The sequence below is a fragment of the Clostridium sp. C8-1-8 genome (genome assembly GCF_009928445.1).
Lineage (GTDB): Bacteria > Bacillota > Clostridia > Clostridiales > Clostridiaceae > Clostridium_AR.
This window is the reverse complement of sequence record NZ_JAABNO010000013.1, coordinates 1-16,523: the sequence shown is the minus strand read 5'-3', so window position 1 is coordinate 16,523 and position 16,523 is coordinate 1. Positions and strand designations below refer to the sequence as shown.

The window sequence follows — 16,523 nt, the reverse complement described above, 5'->3', positions numbered from 1 at the left end:
TTATAGGATTGTAAACGTTGTATATACAATGCTTTAAAGAATGGGGAGTGGTTATGCTAAACAATATATTAGGAAGTTGGAAGAACAGAACTGTTCAGTTATTTATAATAATTTTGGGTTATGTTATTTCTATATTAGTTACATCTGGATTAATAAGTGGAGTGCAAAAAAAGATTTTTGAGTTCAATCAATCTAATTTTGGAAAGCTTGAAAGTCGTACAGCAATGTATTTGTATAATAAAACAAATGGGAAATACGATACTAATACTTTAAATCTATTGAGGTTTTTAGGAAAGACTGCTGAGGTTGACATACTTAGATTGGACAATGAAGAATTAAGAAATGGGAATAAGGTTAGTGAAGGCGAAGTAGTTCCATTTTACTATGAAAATAAACCAGATTGGCAACCTGCGTTATATTCAGGAAGATTCATTACTCCAAAAGAGTGTAAGAATAATGATAAAAAGTTGCTATTGGGAATTGGATTGGCTGAAGATCTAAAATTGAAGACAGGAGATTTTGTAAGCTTTTATGGAATGGACTATGAAGTAGTAGGTATATTAGGAAAAATGTATATGGATACAAATTTTGATAGAGCAGTTTATATACCAATTGGTTCAATAACAGATACCTACACAACTAAATTAAATCAGCAAGTCATATCAAGAAGTGGCGAAGAGAGTCAATTAAATATAAATATTTTATACAGAGTGAATGAGAATAATGTAAAACGGCTGATAGATAGTGCTGGCAAAAAGTTTAATAGCGATTTTAAATACGATATTCAACCTAATGTAGATCTTAAGGTATCATCTGATGATGTGCTAGTGGATGTAGTAGTGGTGAGTTTACCACTGCTTATTGTAGCGCTTATAAATATAATTAGTATCTCTATTTTTTGGATAGATGGTAGAAAAAAGGAGATATCTATAAAAAAGGCACTTGGAGCAAATGATAGATACATAAAGCAAAGTATAGAAAAAGACATGCTTCTAGTTGCAGTAATATCTTCACTGATTTCTGTTTTTGTACAAAGTGTTTTGTTCAAGGTTGTTGAACCAGTTGTAAATAAGTATAGATTTACCTTTAACTTATCTTGGCTTAATCTTTGTGTAAGCTTGCTTCTTGCTCTGTTTATAGGATACATTGCATCTTTAATCCCCGTAAAAAAGACGCTTGAAATGAATCCAGCAGATGCAGTAAAAGTAACCTAATAGGAGAATAGAAATGGAATTAATATTAATAATATGGAAATCCCTAAAAAATCAGAAAAAGAGAAACATATTCATGATAGTTGAATTAACTCTAAGCTTTTTTGTAATTTTTGTAGTTTCTGGAAGGATAGAGTATTATAATACCTTTGCCAATAAAGAAATAGCAATTATGAATAAAGATTACTATAAAGTATCCTCAAGTAATATAACTAATAAAGATGATTATAACCTTACCAAGTTTAGTTTTATTCCTAAGTATGAGACGGATATTACACCAACGAGTAAAATATATGAAATCGCAAAGAATGACAATAGAGTAGATACTGTAGGAAGGCTTTTTGGTACTGTGTTAAAGCCAAGTATGAATAATCCTAATGAAATAAAAGCTAATGTTTTAAATTTGCTTGCCATATTTGATGATAAACCAGCAACAAAACTCTTTGATTATAAGGTTATAAAAGGCGAAAATTTTACTCAATATTATGAAAAATATAAGAAAACAGATGATACTGAAGCTATTCCATTACTAATAGGTCCTCCACTAGAAAAGCTTAATCCTATCGGCTCAGTGGTGCAGTTACCTGGAGCGTTGGACTACAAGACATTTAAGCCAATAAGATATAAGGTTATAGGAATTTTAGATCCAAGTATGCCTACAGGTTTTGAACCTGGAACATTTGACATGAGATTGGACAATAACGGTTATGTAACTATAGGTGCAAAACTTCCCAGTGATCAAACGGCAGTGGATAAAGAGATTTTTTATACTGTATTAATTACGGTAAAAAGTAAGACAGATATTGAACAAATTGAGAAAGATTATACGGAGAAAATAAAAACTCATAAGATATCCCTTGATAATGTCAAAGATTATTATAGAACCATAAAAAAAGATGGGGAGAGGAACTATACAGGTATTTTTTATGGAGTAATAATGCTTTTGCTATCATCTTTCGGAATTATTAGCATATCCTTTTCTACATTGTTAAAGCGTAAAAGAGAGATTGGAATAAGATTTGCAGTAGGAGCTAAGAAGAGTAATATAGCAATAATGATTGGAGGAGAATTATTTTTTCTTTATATTGTTTCTGGCGTTATTTCATTGCCTCTGGCTAAGGGAGTTGAGAAAATTGTACCTCAGATGTTAATCAGTATGCATGTTGTGTTTATAGCTTCTTCTATGGTAATTAGTTTTATGTTGTTATCAACAATACCTTTAGTTGTTAAAACTTTTAAACTGAATATTATGGAGTTTATAAAGGTTGATTAGTAGAAAACCTAAAGTTTATAGGGATAAGGAGTTAAAATATATGAGCCAAGTTAATATAAAAGACATAGTAAAGAGGTACGTTACTTATGGTACTGTAACTATGGCTTTAGATAGTATATCTTTAGAAATATCTGAGGGTGAGATGATAGCTATAATGGGGCCTTCTGGATCAGGAAAGAGCACTATGCTTAATATCCTGGGGTGTTTAGATGAACCTACTTCAGGAAAATATCTAATCAATGATAAATCTGTAGAAAAGCTAGGGGGTCTAGAACTTGCCAAGACTAGGAACGAGAGAATTGGGTTTATATTCCAACAATTTGCTTTGATTGATGAGTATACAGTACAAGATAATATAGAGCTACCTTTGACATATAGGAACCTGTACCGTAAGAGAAAAGATAAGCTGTCAAGAAAAGAAATAAATTCTAAAGTCTTAAGTATGTTAGATGCTCTTGGGATAAAAGAACATAGATTTAAACATCCATATCAGCTTTCAGGAGGCCAACAGCAAAGAGTTGCTATCGCAAGAGCTTTAATTGCAGAGCCTGAAATTATAATAGCAGATGAGCCCACAGGAGCATTAGATCAAAAGACTGGTAAAGAAGTTATGAATCTACTGGTAGACATAAACAAAAAAGGCAGGACTGTTATTATAGTGACTCATGATGAGAATGTAGCAGCCTACTGTAAGAGGCGTATTGATATCTTGGATGGAAAAGTAATATCGGATGAGCTTACCAGTATAAAAGCTATATAGTTTAAGAATGAATCGCTAATGAGTGCTTCATTAGCGATTCATTCTTATTTACTCTTATTAGATAACCTTTCTTCGAAGGCTTGAACTGCATTTTTCGTGAAATTTCCACCTTCTGCTCCGCCTATCATCCCACAAACCTTTGAGCTAGTATTTCCCCAGTAACCATCATTTGGAAGTTGTATTCCTAACTCTTTTGCTTGTTCTGATTTTGTATTTAATTCATTAATTATCTCTCTCATAATACGAACACCTTCCTTATCAAAAATTTATAAATATAGTACAAACCTTTGAAGTGCTAAGTTTATATACTTCACATATTATTGATTTCCATAATGAAATAATTTATTTTATAGGATAGCTAGTAATTTGATTGTATTTTTTCTATTTATAACATTAGGTTCCATGTAATTACCCATTTTGTATATTAGCAGAAAAGAATATAAATAATACCTTAGTAATTTTAGGTTATGAAGGAGAAGTTTGCTCATCTTAAGCTGGATAAAAGAAACAGTAATATGAGGGTGCTATTAAATTTAAAGTGATGAAGAAAAGCTTAATTTTAAGAGATTATCTTGAAACAGCTTAGTGAAAAAATAGTTTTATTAGTAGTAGCAGAAATAGTTCAAAGAAAATAGTATATATAAATTCCTTATATCAAAGAGAGAAAGTTTTTATATTAAATATTGTTAAAAGTCTTTTTAGATTTGAATGTATTTGGAGATAGGATACTTTAACTTAGCTATTAGCGTTTTTAAGTCATTTTTATTTTGTACAAGCTAGACTTAAAAATATAATAAACGGAGGATTAAAATGGATATTAAATCTAGATTTAAAAACTATGGATTATGGGTTTCAGTTTTAGCATTAATTCCAATTATATTGAAGGTTTTTGGATTAGATATAATGCCAAACAACTACAATGAGCTAGTAACTGCTGTTTTAGGCATAATTGTTCTTTTTGGTATTATCAGTAATCCTGCAACTGAGGAACATGGATATAAGGATGACAAAAGATCTTCAAACAATGATAACAAGATCAATAGAAAATATGTGTTAAAAGAAGATAAGTTTGATGGAAGAGATTATTACTATAAAGACCATCCATCGGTAAAGCTTTTAGAATTGCCTAAATCAGTTGATTTAAGGGAAAAGATGCCACCTATATATGAGCAAGGACAATTAGGTTCCTGCACCGCCAATGCCGGATGTGCGAATGAAGAATATTTTATTAATAATAGGGCTGAGCTTTCAAGGCTTTTTCTGTATTACAAAGAAAGACTTATTCAAGGAACTGTAGATGAAGATAGTGGAGCATCTATTAGAGATATATGTGTAGCATTAAAAAATAGTGGTATATGTGAAGAAAGTTTTTATCCTTATGATATAAGTAAATTTACAGCTGAGCCTTCAGCTGCAGCAGATCAAAATGCTCTGCAATATACTATTAACTCCTACCATAGAATAACCTCTTTAGAAGAAGTAAAGCAAGCATTGGCAAGTGCTCTACCAGTTCTTTTAGGAATTACAGTATATGAAAGCTTTGAGAATGTAGGAAAAGATGGTTTTGTTCCTATGCCTAGTTTCTTTGAAACAATGCTTGGTGGGCATGCTGTTCTTCTAGTTGGATATGTAGACAACAATTGGAAAAAACAAGGTGATTTTAGTATATGCGGTATGATTAGAAAAAGAAGAAATAATAACGGCTACTTTATACTAAGAAATTCTTGGGGAACAGATTTTGGGGATAAGGGCTATATGTATCTTCCTTATGAAGTTTTTGAGAAGATAAAAAACGACATTTGGGTTATAATTCAGTAACTTTGATTATGTAAATTTCCTTCAGATGCTCTTAATAAAGGACATCTGAGGAAAAAATAACTAAGCGATACTAATTCAGTGATTTTATACTTGTAAGAATAAAAAAAATTAGTTAAGATTATCCTAAGAAAACCGATAGATATATATAAGTATGTTGATTGGATGTGTGTTAAATGACCTATCTTAGAATAAAAGAAGCTGGACTTAAACTTTTTTCGCAAAAGGGATTTGATGGGACAACAATTAAAGACATAGCAAGTGAGGCTGGATTAAAGCCATCATCTATATATTCACACTTTTCTAGTAAGGAAGAGATATTTGTAACTGTATGGAGAGAGTGTATTAGTAAGGCTGGAGTAGGGGTAAGTAGTGTAAAAGAGTATGTTGCAAAGGTAGAAGATTATGATGCTAAGGATGTTCTTCATAAATACTATGTAGCTATAGTTGGATACTTTTCTAAAAATAAGCAAGAATACATGTTTCTTAGGCAAGCGTCATTCTTTGCAAAGGGTAAGGAAAATATCAATGATGTTAACTACTCTAACTTTATGATAAATGAAGCTAGTGTAAAGTTTTTTGAAAAATTTTTTGATAAATTGAAAGATGAAAACAGGATAATTGAAGATAGCAATGAAAACTTGTTTTATATATATATTTCTGGAATACTGGCCTATTTAGAAGAAAAAGTAGTTTACAATATTCCTCTAAATGATGAATTTGTAGATATACTATGGTCAGGGTTTTGGAAAAGTATAAAAAAATAAAAAATTTACAACAAAACGAACGACTATTCGTTTCTAAACAAAAAGGAGTTCGCTAAAGAAGGTAGCTTTAGCGGACTCTTTTTATTGTTTGGACTAGTTATTTAAATAAGTGGTAGCCTAGCATAGTAAATTCAAGGGCTTATAACAGCTGGTTTTTATTTTTGCATATATTTGAGATAAGGCTATGGGTAAATATTCTTATTTGCTTTTAAAAGTTAAAAAGTATAGAATTTTATTTGGAATCTAACAAAAGACATATAATTGCATAAAGGAAGTGTATCAAATGAATAACGATTTAATAAGTATAGAGCAGATGATCATGATTGGATCCACGGGTAGGAATAGCGGAAAGACAACCTTAGCCTCAGCTCTTATCAATAAATTTAAAAGTGATATAAAGGTTATAGCCCTAAAGATTACTACCATAGAGAATAAAAATGGCAAGTGTCAAAGAGGTGGAGAAGGTTGTGGTGTATGCACTAACTTAAAAGAAAACTTCGAGCTTATAGAAGAGCTTGATTGTAATAGAAATAAGGATACAGCACTGCTACTTTCGGCTGGTGCAGATAAGGTTTACTGGCTTAAATGTCTAAAGGGTCACCTAGAAGAGGGCATAAACTACTTCATGTCAAAGGTTCCATCTGAAACACTGATAATTTGTGAATCAAACAGTCTTAGAAATGTTGTTGTACCTGGATACTTTGTAATGATAAAGAACACAAAAAGCAAGTATGTTAAGGAATCTGCATCGAAAGTAATAGATAGGGCTGATTTTATAATAGAAAATGATTTTAATAGAAAATTCGATATATTTGTTAGTAATGTTGAAGTTGAGGAGGATGAGAGAAAGATAAAGATAAAATACGTAGATTATGAAAGAAGGAAATATTTTGTTGTCAATGAAAGAGGATAAATTTGACGATGGCTTTGTACTAAGCAAATCAATGATTTTAGTTATGGCTATGGCTTGCGGCATAACAGTGGCTAATTTGTATTATATTCAACCGCTATTGGCTGAGATAGCTAAAGAGTTTAATGTTACTCAAGTTAGTATAGGATTTGTGGCTATGCTTACTCAAATTGGATATGCCATTGGAATGTTGCTGCTTTTACCACTAGCAGACATCAAGGAAAAAAGATCTCTAATAGTTTTGATGTTATTTTGTGCTGCTGCTGCTCTTACTCTAATGAGCTTCTCTTTTAATGTTACAGTTCTAGCTATAGCATCTTTTCTAGTAGGATTTACTTCTGTAGTACCGCAGCTAATAGTCCCTTTGGCTTCCCAACTGTCTAAGCCAGAAGAGAGAGGAAAGACAATTGGCAACGTAATGAGTGGGCTTTTGATAGGAATATTGATATCTCGTACTTTTAGTGGATTATTGGGGAAATACTTTGGTTGGAGGGTTGTATATGTAATTGCAGTTATAATGATGTTAACCTTAGCGTTTTTTTTAAGGAAGTTAATACCAGTAGGGTTACCTGTTTCAAAGATTAAGTATAAAGAATTATTTAAATCAATGCTATACTTTATAAAAACAGAGCCTGTTTTGAGAGAGGCAGCTTTAAATGGAGCATCTATGTTTGCAGCTTTTAGTATATTTTGGACATCGCTATCATTTTTATTGGCAAGCTATCACTACAAGATGGGATCAGATGCGGCAGGTTTGTTTGGATTAGTTGGAGTTACTGGGGCCTTAGCAGCTCCGGTTGTTGGAAGGATAGCAGATAAAAGAAGTCCAAAGTTTACTATAGGTATAGGAATGATTATAGTTGTAGCAGCATATATCTGCTTTTATATTTTTGGATTTAAACTAATAGGTTTAGTGATAGGTGTCATCTTACTTGATTTAGGTGTCCAGTCTTGTCAGATATCTAATCAGGCTAGAGTTCATGCTATAAGTGAGGAGGCTCGAAACAGAGTAAACACTGTTTTTATGGTATCTTACTTTTTAGGGGGATCCATAGGTTCATTTGTGGGTGCTTATAGTTATTCTCATTTTGGATGGTACGGTGTTTGTACTGCAGGTCTTATTACCCAAGGAATAGCTTTAGCCTGCCATAAGCTAGGTAAGGATAAATAATTAAGAAAGCATGTCTTCGAAAGTGTTTGCTGAGGGCATGCTTTTTAACTGTTTAGACCAGTTGTGCAAAAAAATGATAGTTAAACTTAGTGATCTTAAGGGTTTAGAACAGCTACTTAAGATATTCTAGAGTTTGTAGATTCAGTATATTCTATTAGTTTTATGGAATAATAAATTTTAAAGATATCTTCACTGTCCTTTAGATCTACTCCTAATATACCCTTGATCTTATTAAGTTTATAATTCAATGTGTTTCTATGTATAAAAAGTTTTTCAGAAGTCAAATTTGTATTTTGGTTATTTTGAAGATAAACTTTTAATATTTTATAGTAATCTGTGTGATTATTTGAATCATATTCAAGCAGTTTAAGAACAGAACTGTGGCAATATTCATTTGAAAATTCGGAATTATTATTGGCGATAGAGTCAATTAAACTATAAAATTTGTAGTCATTATATTTAAAGATAATTCCTGATATATTTAACTGCTTGGACAAATTTATAACGGTTTTACATTGATTATAGCTCTTACGAATATCTGTAAGTTTAGAAAATCTGTCGCTTATACCAATAGAAAGGTTATTAGCTGTCAAAAAATCTAAGTTTTGCTTCAGTACAGAGTCTAAATTTTTCGTATTATCTCGACTATCTAATAATATAACTATATCCTCTTTATAATAAATAAATCTAGAGTTAATAAAGATACTATCTAAATAATTCTTTAATGGTTGGTTAGGGCTAATTTGTTTATAATTAGATAAATCAATAGTTACTAAAAATAAGTTTTTTGAAAAAGTACAATTGGAATTTCGCATTTTTTCTAAGGCAATATTCTCATCTTTTATAGTATCCTCTAACAAATCATATATAAGATTTTCATAGTTATTTCCTTTGGTAGTTCTATAAAATAGATTGCTTCTAAGTTCTTCTGCGATGGCGTTGTTTAAAATCTTTAATAGGCTTAGGTGCTCCGATCTTACATTGGAGTTACATTCCAGTAATACCAAGTATCCAACTAGTCTGCAATCTAACACAATCTTGCTCACATATTTAATATAAGGACTAGCTATGCATTTAAAAACAAAGGGCTCATTGCTTAAAGTAGAGCCTTTTATTTCCTTTTGCTTTTGTACATAAGAAATAAATTCATAAGAACAATACCCTCTGTTGATGTTACGAGTCCAAATATCATCAGATATAGGTATGTTTTTAGAATACTCTAATATAGAAAAACTGCTATCTAAGAGAATTACTGGATTGTCTATAAATTCTGACCCTATATTCATAAGGTCTTTTAGTCCATTTCCATGAGCTAAAGAATCTAGTAGACTGACTGCAGGGTTATCAACCAAAAGATATTTTGTAAGCATTTCATTTATTAGATTAAAAGCTGAGAAAAGCTGTTGTTCATTGCTGAGCAATATATAGTTTGACAGTTTTACATTTGATATATCACTGTCTTTAAGTAATATGAAGCTGATACTATTATAATCATATGTATTTACTAGTTGAGAAGTTTTACCTATATATAAACAAGACTGTTCAAAATAAGAAATATCACTGGTTAGAAACTTTATTTTCCTTAGGGCAGTTGAGTTGCAATTGTTTTCATAGCCGCTAAACTCATAAAGATCTTTTATTTCCTTAAGGATATCTTTCAAATATATTTGCATAAAATCACTCCCATAATATAGTGCTATATGCATTATATTATATCCTATTTTTGTTCAGGGAGACTATATTTATATAATTATCCTTATGTTAACTTATAATTATAGATATATGTATAACTTTACATTACTGATGTTGTATGTGTGTGTTTTACTTAATAGAGAATTATAGGAGGATATTATGGGGTACAAAAAGTTATTTTCTAAGGGTAATATTGGAGGTCTTGAATTAAGGAACAGAATAGTAATGCCTGCCATAGGCACTTCCTTAGCTAGTTATACAGGGGAAGCATCGCAAGAACTTATTGCTTATTATGAAGAAAGAGCAAAAGGAGGATGTGGACTTATAATAACTGAGATAACTAGAATAGATGAAGAGTATGGTGTAGGAACATCGAACCAGTTAAGTGTTACTAGCATAAAACATGTAGCTCAACTTGAAAGACTTGTGAGAACAGTTCATAAGTATGATACTAAAATATTTGTTCAGTTGCATCATCCAGGAAGAGAAAGTCATAGTCATTTAATTGATGGTAAGCAGCTTATAGCTCCTAGTGCAATCCCTTGTGGTGTTTGCAAAGAAGTGCCTAGGGAGATGACTATTGAAGAAGCTGAAAATCTTGTTAAGAAGTTTATAAAAGGAGCTAAGATAGCTCAAACTGCAGGTGTAGATGGAGTGGAGTTACATGCTGCACACGGATATTTGATAGATCAATTCTTGAGCCCATATACAAATAAAAGAATAGATAAATATGGAGGCAGCTTTGAAGGCAGAATGAGATTTATAACCGAAATAATAATGGGTATAAAAAGTGTATGTGGGCCTAAGTTTCCTGTTAGTGTGAGAATCGATGGAGATGAATTTGTAGAAGGTGGCTTAAGAATAGAGGATTCTATTAAAATAGCAAAGTATTTGGAGAGTATCGGAGTTGCTGCTATAAATGTAAGCAGTGGTATATACGAGTCAGGATATAGCATAATTGAGCCAATTGCTTTTGAGCAAGGCTGGAAGAAACATCTGGCTAAAAATATTAAAGATAATATTAGTATACCTGTAATAGCAGTTAATAACATAAAGCATCCAAGTGTTGCAGAAGAACTTCTAAATGAAGGAGTGATGGATTTTGCTGGTCTTGGAAGAGCTCAACTTGCTGATGCTGAGTTTGCATTAAAGGCTTTTGAGGGAAGAGCTGATGAAATAACTCCATGTATATCCTGTCTTCATTGTATAGAAGAGCTTGAATCAGGTAAGACAGTTAAATGTGCTGTTAATCCAAGATTAGGAAGAGAGCTAGAGTTTAATGGTATTAAGAGAGATGGTGCTAATAGAACTATTGTTGTGATTGGAGCAGGACCTGCTGGTCTGGAAGCTGCAAGGTGTGCAGCACTTAGGGACTTTAAGGTTGTACTTTTTGAAAAAGAATCAGAGTTAGGTGGAATGGTTGCGCTAGGAAGTAAGCCTCCTAAGAAAGAAAAGCTAACTGAATTAATAAATTTCTATAAAAGAGAGCTTGATAAGTTGGATGTGGATATAAGGCTTAATTGTAAAGCTGACATTAATAGTATCAAGAAGCTTAATCCATATGCAGTATTTGTAGCTACTGGTTCAGATCCAATTGTACCTTCTATAGATGGAATATCCGGTGCCAATGTGTACAATGTATCAGATGTCCTTTCAGGTAAAGTAGATATTAGAGGCGAAAAGGTGATGGTAATAGGATCTGGAATGACTGGGTGTGAAACAGCTGAGTACTTAGCTATTAAAAATAATAAAATAACATTAGTGGACATACTGCCTAAGATAGGAACAGGAGTTTATCCGTCTAATATGTATACTGTAGTAGGTAATCTTATGAAGCATAATACCAATATACTTACTTCACATAAATTAATTAAGATAAATGAACATTCTGTTGATCTTATAAACCTAATTACTGATGAAATTGTAAATATAGAAGTTGATAAAGTTATACTTTCATTAGGAATCAAATCTAATAATTCTTTGGTGCAAGTACTTGAGGAATACTTTGATAAAGTAAGGGTAATAGGAGATGCTAGTGCACCAGGAAGAATAGCAGAGGCTATAAGACAGGGATTTGAAAAAGTATATATAATTTAATTTTGTATATTTGAACCATTAATAAAAATAATGTATAATTCTACTATTATATAGCTAATATTGTATAAATTTAGTTAAGGATTCTATAATCACTAGTACTTAGATTAAAATATAGAGGGAGAGATATGAGATGAAAGATTTTAAAAACAAAGTTGCTGTAATAACTGGAGCTGCAAATGGCTTTGGTGTGGAGTTTGCTAAAGAGTGTGCAAAAAGAGAAATGAAAATAGTCCTTGCAGATATAGATAGCGAAAATTTAAAAAAGGTTGATGAAACAATAAAAGCTATGGGAGCAGAAACTTTAGCAGTAACATTAGATGTAACTGTATATGAACAAGTTCAGGCTTTAGCTGATAAAACAATAGAAAGATTTGGACAAGTAGATTTATTGTTTAATAATGCAGGAGTTGTAGTAGGTGGAGCTGCTTGGGAAGTTCCAGTAAGAGATTGGGATTGGATTATAGGAACTAACGTTAATGGTTTAGTATATGGAGCTAAGGCTTTTATTCCTACAATGCTTAAACAAGATAGAGAGGCTTATATCGTTAATACTGCATCTGTAGCAGGGCTTTTAACTTCACCAGGTCTTACAATATACCATACAACAAAACATGCAGCAGTAGCATTAACAGAATCTATGTATTATGATCTACAGGCTATGAACTCTAAAATAAAGATGTCTGTATTCTGCCCAGGGTTTGTTCAAACAGATCTTCATAATAGCTATAGACATAGACCAGAAAGATTTGCGGCAGATCCTCAGGTTGATCCATACTATGCAACAGAAAGTTATAAGAGAACTTTAGATGTTGCTAGACATTTAATTGAAACTGGAATGCCAATAGACACAATAGCAAGTACAGTTTTCGCGGCTATTGAACAAGAAAAGTTCTATATAACAACTCATCCTGAGTATGAGCCTATTATAGGATTAAGAACAAAAAATATATTAGAAGGTAAGAATCCTGACGTAAGTATATTTAATAAATAAATTTATATTAAAAAAGACCTGAGGTAAGTCCCAGGTCTTTTTTAATTGATCCGGGAAAGTCATATACATAAAAAATCAACAAACACAGTCGCATTATCGCTTTTTTATGATATTATATAGGTAAGTTTTAATTGGGTAAGTGAATATTATATAATGAAAATTAACTATAGCTAGTCGCTAGTATTTATGATTATATAGTTTTTAGTTGAAAGAATAAATAATTATAACTATAGAAATGGAGCTTAGAGGATGGATAGAATTATTTGTTTAGTTGGAGAAAGTGGAAGTGGTAAATCTACGATAGCTGAGGAACTTTCAAAAAAAGATTATAATTATATACAAAGTTATACTACAAGGAAACAAAGATATGAAGGAGAAAAAGGACATATATTTGTTAATTATGAAATGTACATAGAAAGTACTATTACTGTTGAAGACAAGGCTAATATAATAGCGTATACATATTTTGATGGAAATCATTATTGGGCTAGTAGAGAACAGTACAGAAATAGGGGGAACTCAATCTATATAGTTGATCCTGTTGGTGTTAGGGAGTTAAAAGAGGAAGTAAAAGATGCTGAGATTATAACAATATACTTAAATGCAGATGAACAAATTCGTTATAATAGAATGTGTAAGAGAAAGTACGGTGAAGAAAATATATATGACGAAGCAATATATTCTAGAATAAAACATGATAAAAACGCCTTTAAGATAATTCAGTGTGATTATGTTGTTGACTCAAATAGAAATTTAGAAGAAGTATTAAGTGATATTGAAACTATAATAGGTTATATGAATAAAAAATAATATTAGGCTCTTAATGGGCTTAATATTATTTTTTTATTCTTTAGAAATTCACATAGTTGCTAAAACCTAGCAAAGTATAATGGATAATACTTTCTTTTCCGCAGAAAATTACGTTTTGCATAAGTATATATATAAGTATGTGTACGTAGTTTAAATGTACATATTTAACAATAGAGGATATTAAAAATCATTTTTGAAATTAACAGAATAATTAATAAATAATAATTGTTATTACCAAATAATAACCATAGCAATTATCATATCATTGCGTATATAATTATTCCATGTAATTGATTTATATAGAATGAAAATTTGAATTTAATTAAAAATTAATATAAAAATATGAGGTGCTATTTTGATAAGAAGAAGGGGTAAAATTATTGGCTTGATTGCGCTCTGCCTTGTTTTAAGTTCTCCAGTTTCAAAGGTTGCAAAAGCCGTAACAGTAGTTACAGATAAAACCAGTATTACAAACAATCAATCGGTGGCATGGCCTTCAAAGTTCTATCCCTATAGCAAGAAGGATGGAACGTATATCTATGACTTATACGAGGCATACAACCCAGGTACGGATTTGGTAAGTAGTGATGTATTAACTAAGGGGCAATCAGGTACTTTACCTTCAGTATATGTTGCTTCAGATGGAACTAATATATTTTTTAGATTTAGATTAGATGCTAATCCTACAGCTCTAACTGCTGGTGGTTTTGACTCTTCAGTATGGCAGTTAGTAGTTGCGGCAGAAGATATAAACAATGGAAGTTCTAGCTATGGAAAGTTCGTACAAAGAGTGACTATAGGTATTGATGGAAAGAACCCATCTGATGACTATGTTTATATAACAGATGGAGCTGAAACAAATGTATATAAGATATTTAAAGCTATATCTAATGGTACTACTGGACAACAGATAGTTCCAGGAACTAGAGTAGTTAAAGCAGAAGGAACTGAGCCTTATTTTCTAGATTTCCAAATCCCTATAAGTTTAATAACTGATTTCGAAAAAAATGCATTAGGTATGACGAGTCCTATTACAGGTAATACTCCTGTAAAGCTATATTTTGGTACCACTAGGGCAGGGTCAATATCCACTATTAATAAGGATTGGATGGACGGTACGTCCATGAACTTTGATAATTTGTCTACAGTAACTTTATCTAGTATATCTCAGACGCTTCCAAGCATTAGTATTGATGGGGGGAGTGCTGTAACCGTTGCTACTTCCACTCCAACAATTTCTGGAGACACAGAAGCTCAAGATGGAAGTCAAGTGGCTGTTACTATAAATGGACATACGTATAATACAACTGTTAGTAGTAAAAGATGGAGTGTAAATGTAACTGATCCATTACCTAATGCAACTTATCCAGTTACTGCTAAGCTTACAACTGCTTTGGGAAACAGTGCTACAGCTACCCAAAACTTAACTGTGTTAAAGCCTAATACTGCACCAACTGCTACTAACGGTTCACTTAATGTATCAGAAGATACTCCTAAAGCAGGAACATTAGTTGGTAATGATGTAGATACTGGAACTACTCTTAGTTATATAATAATAAGCGGACCAACTCATGGTTCAGTAACCTTAGGTGCAAATGGAGCTTATACCTATACACCAGCTGCAAATTACAATGGAACAGATAGTTTTGTTTTTAAAGTAAATGACGGACAACTAGACTCTAATACTGCCAATGTAAGTATAAGTGTTACACCAGTAAATGACGCGCCGGTGGCAAATGGACAAACATTAAATACAGATGAGGATAAAAGTTTAAATGGAGTACTAACTGGATCAGATATAGATGGTGATAGTTTAAAATACTATGTAGTTAAAGCGCCATCTCATGGAAGTTTAAACATAAACCAAGACGGAACCTTTACATATACTCCTAATAAGGATTATAACGGAACTGATAGCTTCACCTTCAAAAATAATGATGGAACAGTAGATTCAGCTCCAGCTACAGTAAACTTAACAGTAAAACCAGTAAATGATGCACCAATAGCAAATACACAAAACCTTACATCAGATGAGGATAAGACTTTATCAGGTACCTTGACAGGTTCAGATGTGGATGGGGACGTTTTAAAGTATTATCTAGTTACCGGTCCTTCACATGGAACTGTAGTGGTAAATCAAGATGGAACCTTTAATTATACTCCAAATACCAATTACAATGGGCAGGACAGTTTTACATTTAAGGTGAATGATGGCCTAGTTGATTCTGCTCCTGCTACAGTAATATTGAATATAAGTCCTGTAAATGATAAACCGGTTGCATATGGACAAAGTGGTAGTTTAGCTGAAGATGACCTACTTCAAGGAATACTTACTGGATTAGATATTGATGGAGATAATTTAAAATATGCCGTAGTTCTAGGACCAACTCATGGAAACTTAAAGTTAAACGAAGATGGAACTTTTATCTATACACCAGATAAAAATTACAATGGACAAGATAGCTTTACTTTCAAGGTAAATGACGGAACTGAAGATTCCGTATCAGCTAAAGTAGATTTAACTGTTATTCCTACAAATGATGGGCCTGAAGCTTATGATAAAAGTGTTACTATTGGAGAAGATGAAAGCTTAAATGCAGCTGTTAAAGGTATAGATATTGATGGAGATGTTTTGAGTTATTACCTTGTATCTAATCCAACTCATGGAAGTTTAATTTTTAATGAAGATGGAAGTTTTAGTTATACACCAGATAAAGATTATAATGGACAAGATAGTTTTACTTATATTGTTAGTGATGGACTTGAGTTTTCATTATCTGCAAAAGTGAATATTACTATTAATCCAATAAATGATAAACCAACAGCATTTGGACAAAACCAAATTATTGATGAAGATAGTAATTTAACTGGAATAGTTTCTGGTACGGATATAGATGGAGATAGCCTAAAGTACTATGTAGTAACAGCACCAACTCATGGAACATTAAAGCTAAATGAGGATGGAACTTTTACCTATACTCCAAACAAGGACTACAATGGATCAGACAGCTTTAGCTTTAAAGCAA

Annotated in this window: 13 protein-coding genes; 11 read left to right on the top strand and 2 right to left on the bottom strand. The window is 31.9% G+C overall.

What is annotated here, in order from left to right:
- Window positions 1-53: 53 nt before the first annotated feature.
- From GXK57_RS14115 to GXK57_RS14105, 3 genes are read left to right on the top strand one after another with little or no spacing between them, the layout of a single operon-like run.
- Window positions 54-1,214, top strand: coding sequence for an ABC transporter permease (locus GXK57_RS14115; RefSeq protein WP_160677554.1), 1,161 nt, complete (start codon window positions 54-56; stop codon window positions 1,212-1,214).
- Between the two features lie 13 nt (window positions 1,215-1,227).
- On the top strand, window positions 1,228-2,484 hold the full coding sequence (locus GXK57_RS14110) for an ABC transporter permease (protein ID WP_160677551.1): 1,257 nt from the start codon (window positions 1,228-1,230) through the stop codon (window positions 2,482-2,484).
- 40 nt (window positions 2,485-2,524) lie between these two features.
- Window positions 2,525-3,244, top strand: coding sequence for an ABC transporter ATP-binding protein (locus tag GXK57_RS14105; protein ID WP_160677548.1), 720 nt, complete (start codon window positions 2,525-2,527; stop codon window positions 3,242-3,244).
- 44 nt (window positions 3,245-3,288) lie between these two features.
- Here the strand turns inward: GXK57_RS14105 and GXK57_RS14100 are convergent, their stop codons facing one another.
- The gene (locus GXK57_RS14100; RefSeq protein ID WP_160677545.1) at window positions 3,289-3,483 is read right to left on the bottom strand and encodes an alpha/beta-type small acid-soluble spore protein; all 195 of its coding nucleotides are present in this window, start codon (window positions 3,481-3,483) and stop codon (window positions 3,289-3,291) included.
- Between the two features lie 571 nt (window positions 3,484-4,054).
- On the opposite strand from GXK57_RS14100, the gene GXK57_RS14095 reads away from it, so the two are divergent.
- The 4 genes from GXK57_RS14095 to GXK57_RS14080 all read left to right on the top strand — a co-directional run bounded on the left by GXK57_RS14095 (window position 4,055) and on the right by GXK57_RS14080 (window position 7,907).
- Window positions 4,055-5,062 (top strand): C1 family peptidase, encoded by a 1,008-nt coding sequence (locus tag GXK57_RS14095; protein WP_243156437.1) that lies wholly within the window; start codon window positions 4,055-4,057, stop codon window positions 5,060-5,062.
- A gap of 173 nt (window positions 5,063-5,235) precedes the next feature.
- Window positions 5,236-5,826 (top strand): TetR/AcrR family transcriptional regulator, encoded by a 591-nt coding sequence (locus GXK57_RS14090; RefSeq protein ID WP_160677542.1) that lies wholly within the window; start codon window positions 5,236-5,238, stop codon window positions 5,824-5,826.
- A 283-nt stretch (window positions 5,827-6,109) separates the two neighbouring features.
- On the top strand, window positions 6,110-6,739 hold the full coding sequence (locus tag GXK57_RS14085; RefSeq protein ID WP_243156436.1) for a hypothetical protein: 630 nt from the start codon (window positions 6,110-6,112) through the stop codon (window positions 6,737-6,739).
- Window positions 6,726-7,907 (top strand): MFS transporter, encoded by a 1,182-nt coding sequence (locus GXK57_RS14080; protein WP_160677809.1) that lies wholly within the window; start codon window positions 6,726-6,728, stop codon window positions 7,905-7,907. The genes GXK57_RS14085 and GXK57_RS14080 overlap by 14 nt, the downstream gene beginning before the upstream one ends.
- 116 nt (window positions 7,908-8,023) lie before the next feature.
- Here GXK57_RS14080 and GXK57_RS14075 read toward each other — a convergent pair whose 3' ends face one another.
- On the bottom strand, window positions 8,024-9,580 hold the full coding sequence (locus GXK57_RS14075) for a helix-turn-helix domain-containing protein (protein WP_160677539.1): 1,557 nt from the start codon (window positions 9,578-9,580) through the stop codon (window positions 8,024-8,026).
- Window positions 9,581-9,758: 178 nt separating this feature from the next.
- On the opposite strand from GXK57_RS14075, the gene GXK57_RS14070 reads away from it, so the two are divergent.
- From GXK57_RS14070 to GXK57_RS14055, 4 genes are all read left to right on the top strand, one after another.
- Complete coding sequence (locus GXK57_RS14070) at window positions 9,759-11,696, top strand: NAD(P)/FAD-dependent oxidoreductase (protein ID WP_202127729.1); 1,938 nt, start codon at window positions 9,759-9,761, stop codon at window positions 11,694-11,696.
- 130 nt (window positions 11,697-11,826) lie between these two features.
- Window positions 11,827-12,687 carry an SDR family NAD(P)-dependent oxidoreductase gene (locus GXK57_RS14065; RefSeq protein WP_160677536.1) on the top strand — a complete coding sequence of 287 codons (861 nt, stop codon included), beginning with the start codon at window positions 11,827-11,829 and terminating at the stop codon, window positions 12,685-12,687.
- Between the two features lie 249 nt (window positions 12,688-12,936).
- Window positions 12,937-13,497: an AAA family ATPase gene (locus tag GXK57_RS14060; RefSeq protein WP_160677533.1), complete on the top strand. Its 561-nt coding sequence runs from the start codon at window positions 12,937-12,939 to the stop codon at window positions 13,495-13,497.
- Between the two features lie 355 nt (window positions 13,498-13,852).
- Window positions 13,853-16,523: Ig-like domain-containing protein (locus GXK57_RS14055; RefSeq protein WP_160677530.1), on the top strand; the 2,671-nt coding region annotated here is incomplete at its 3' end.

Coding starts and splice junctions, on each gene's coding strand:
- GXK57_RS14090 (WP_160677542.1), top strand. CDS start 5,236: ATGACCTATCTTAGAATAAAAGAAGCTGGACTTAAACTTTTTTCGCAA.
- GXK57_RS14080 (WP_160677809.1), top strand. CDS start 6,726: ATGAAAGAGGATAAATTTGACGATGGCTTTGTACTAAGCAAATCAATG.
- GXK57_RS14105 (WP_160677548.1), top strand. CDS start 2,525: ATGAGCCAAGTTAATATAAAAGACATAGTAAAGAGGTACGTTACTTAT.
- GXK57_RS14065 (WP_160677536.1), top strand. CDS start 11,827: ATGAAAGATTTTAAAAACAAAGTTGCTGTAATAACTGGAGCTGCAAAT.
- GXK57_RS14100 (WP_160677545.1), bottom strand. CDS start 3,483: ATGAGAGAGATAATTAATGAATTAAATACAAAATCAGAACAAGCAAAA.
- GXK57_RS14095 (WP_243156437.1), top strand. CDS start 4,055: ATGGATATTAAATCTAGATTTAAAAACTATGGATTATGGGTTTCAGTT.
- GXK57_RS14075 (WP_160677539.1), bottom strand. CDS start 9,580: ATGCAAATATATTTGAAAGATATCCTTAAGGAAATAAAAGATCTTTAT.
- GXK57_RS14115 (WP_160677554.1), top strand. CDS start 54: ATGCTAAACAATATATTAGGAAGTTGGAAGAACAGAACTGTTCAGTTA.
- GXK57_RS14060 (WP_160677533.1), top strand. CDS start 12,937: ATGGATAGAATTATTTGTTTAGTTGGAGAAAGTGGAAGTGGTAAATCT.
- GXK57_RS14085 (WP_243156436.1), top strand. CDS start 6,110: ATGAATAACGATTTAATAAGTATAGAGCAGATGATCATGATTGGATCC.
- GXK57_RS14070 (WP_202127729.1), top strand. CDS start 9,759: ATGGGGTACAAAAAGTTATTTTCTAAGGGTAATATTGGAGGTCTTGAA.
- GXK57_RS14110 (WP_160677551.1), top strand. CDS start 1,228: ATGGAATTAATATTAATAATATGGAAATCCCTAAAAAATCAGAAAAAG.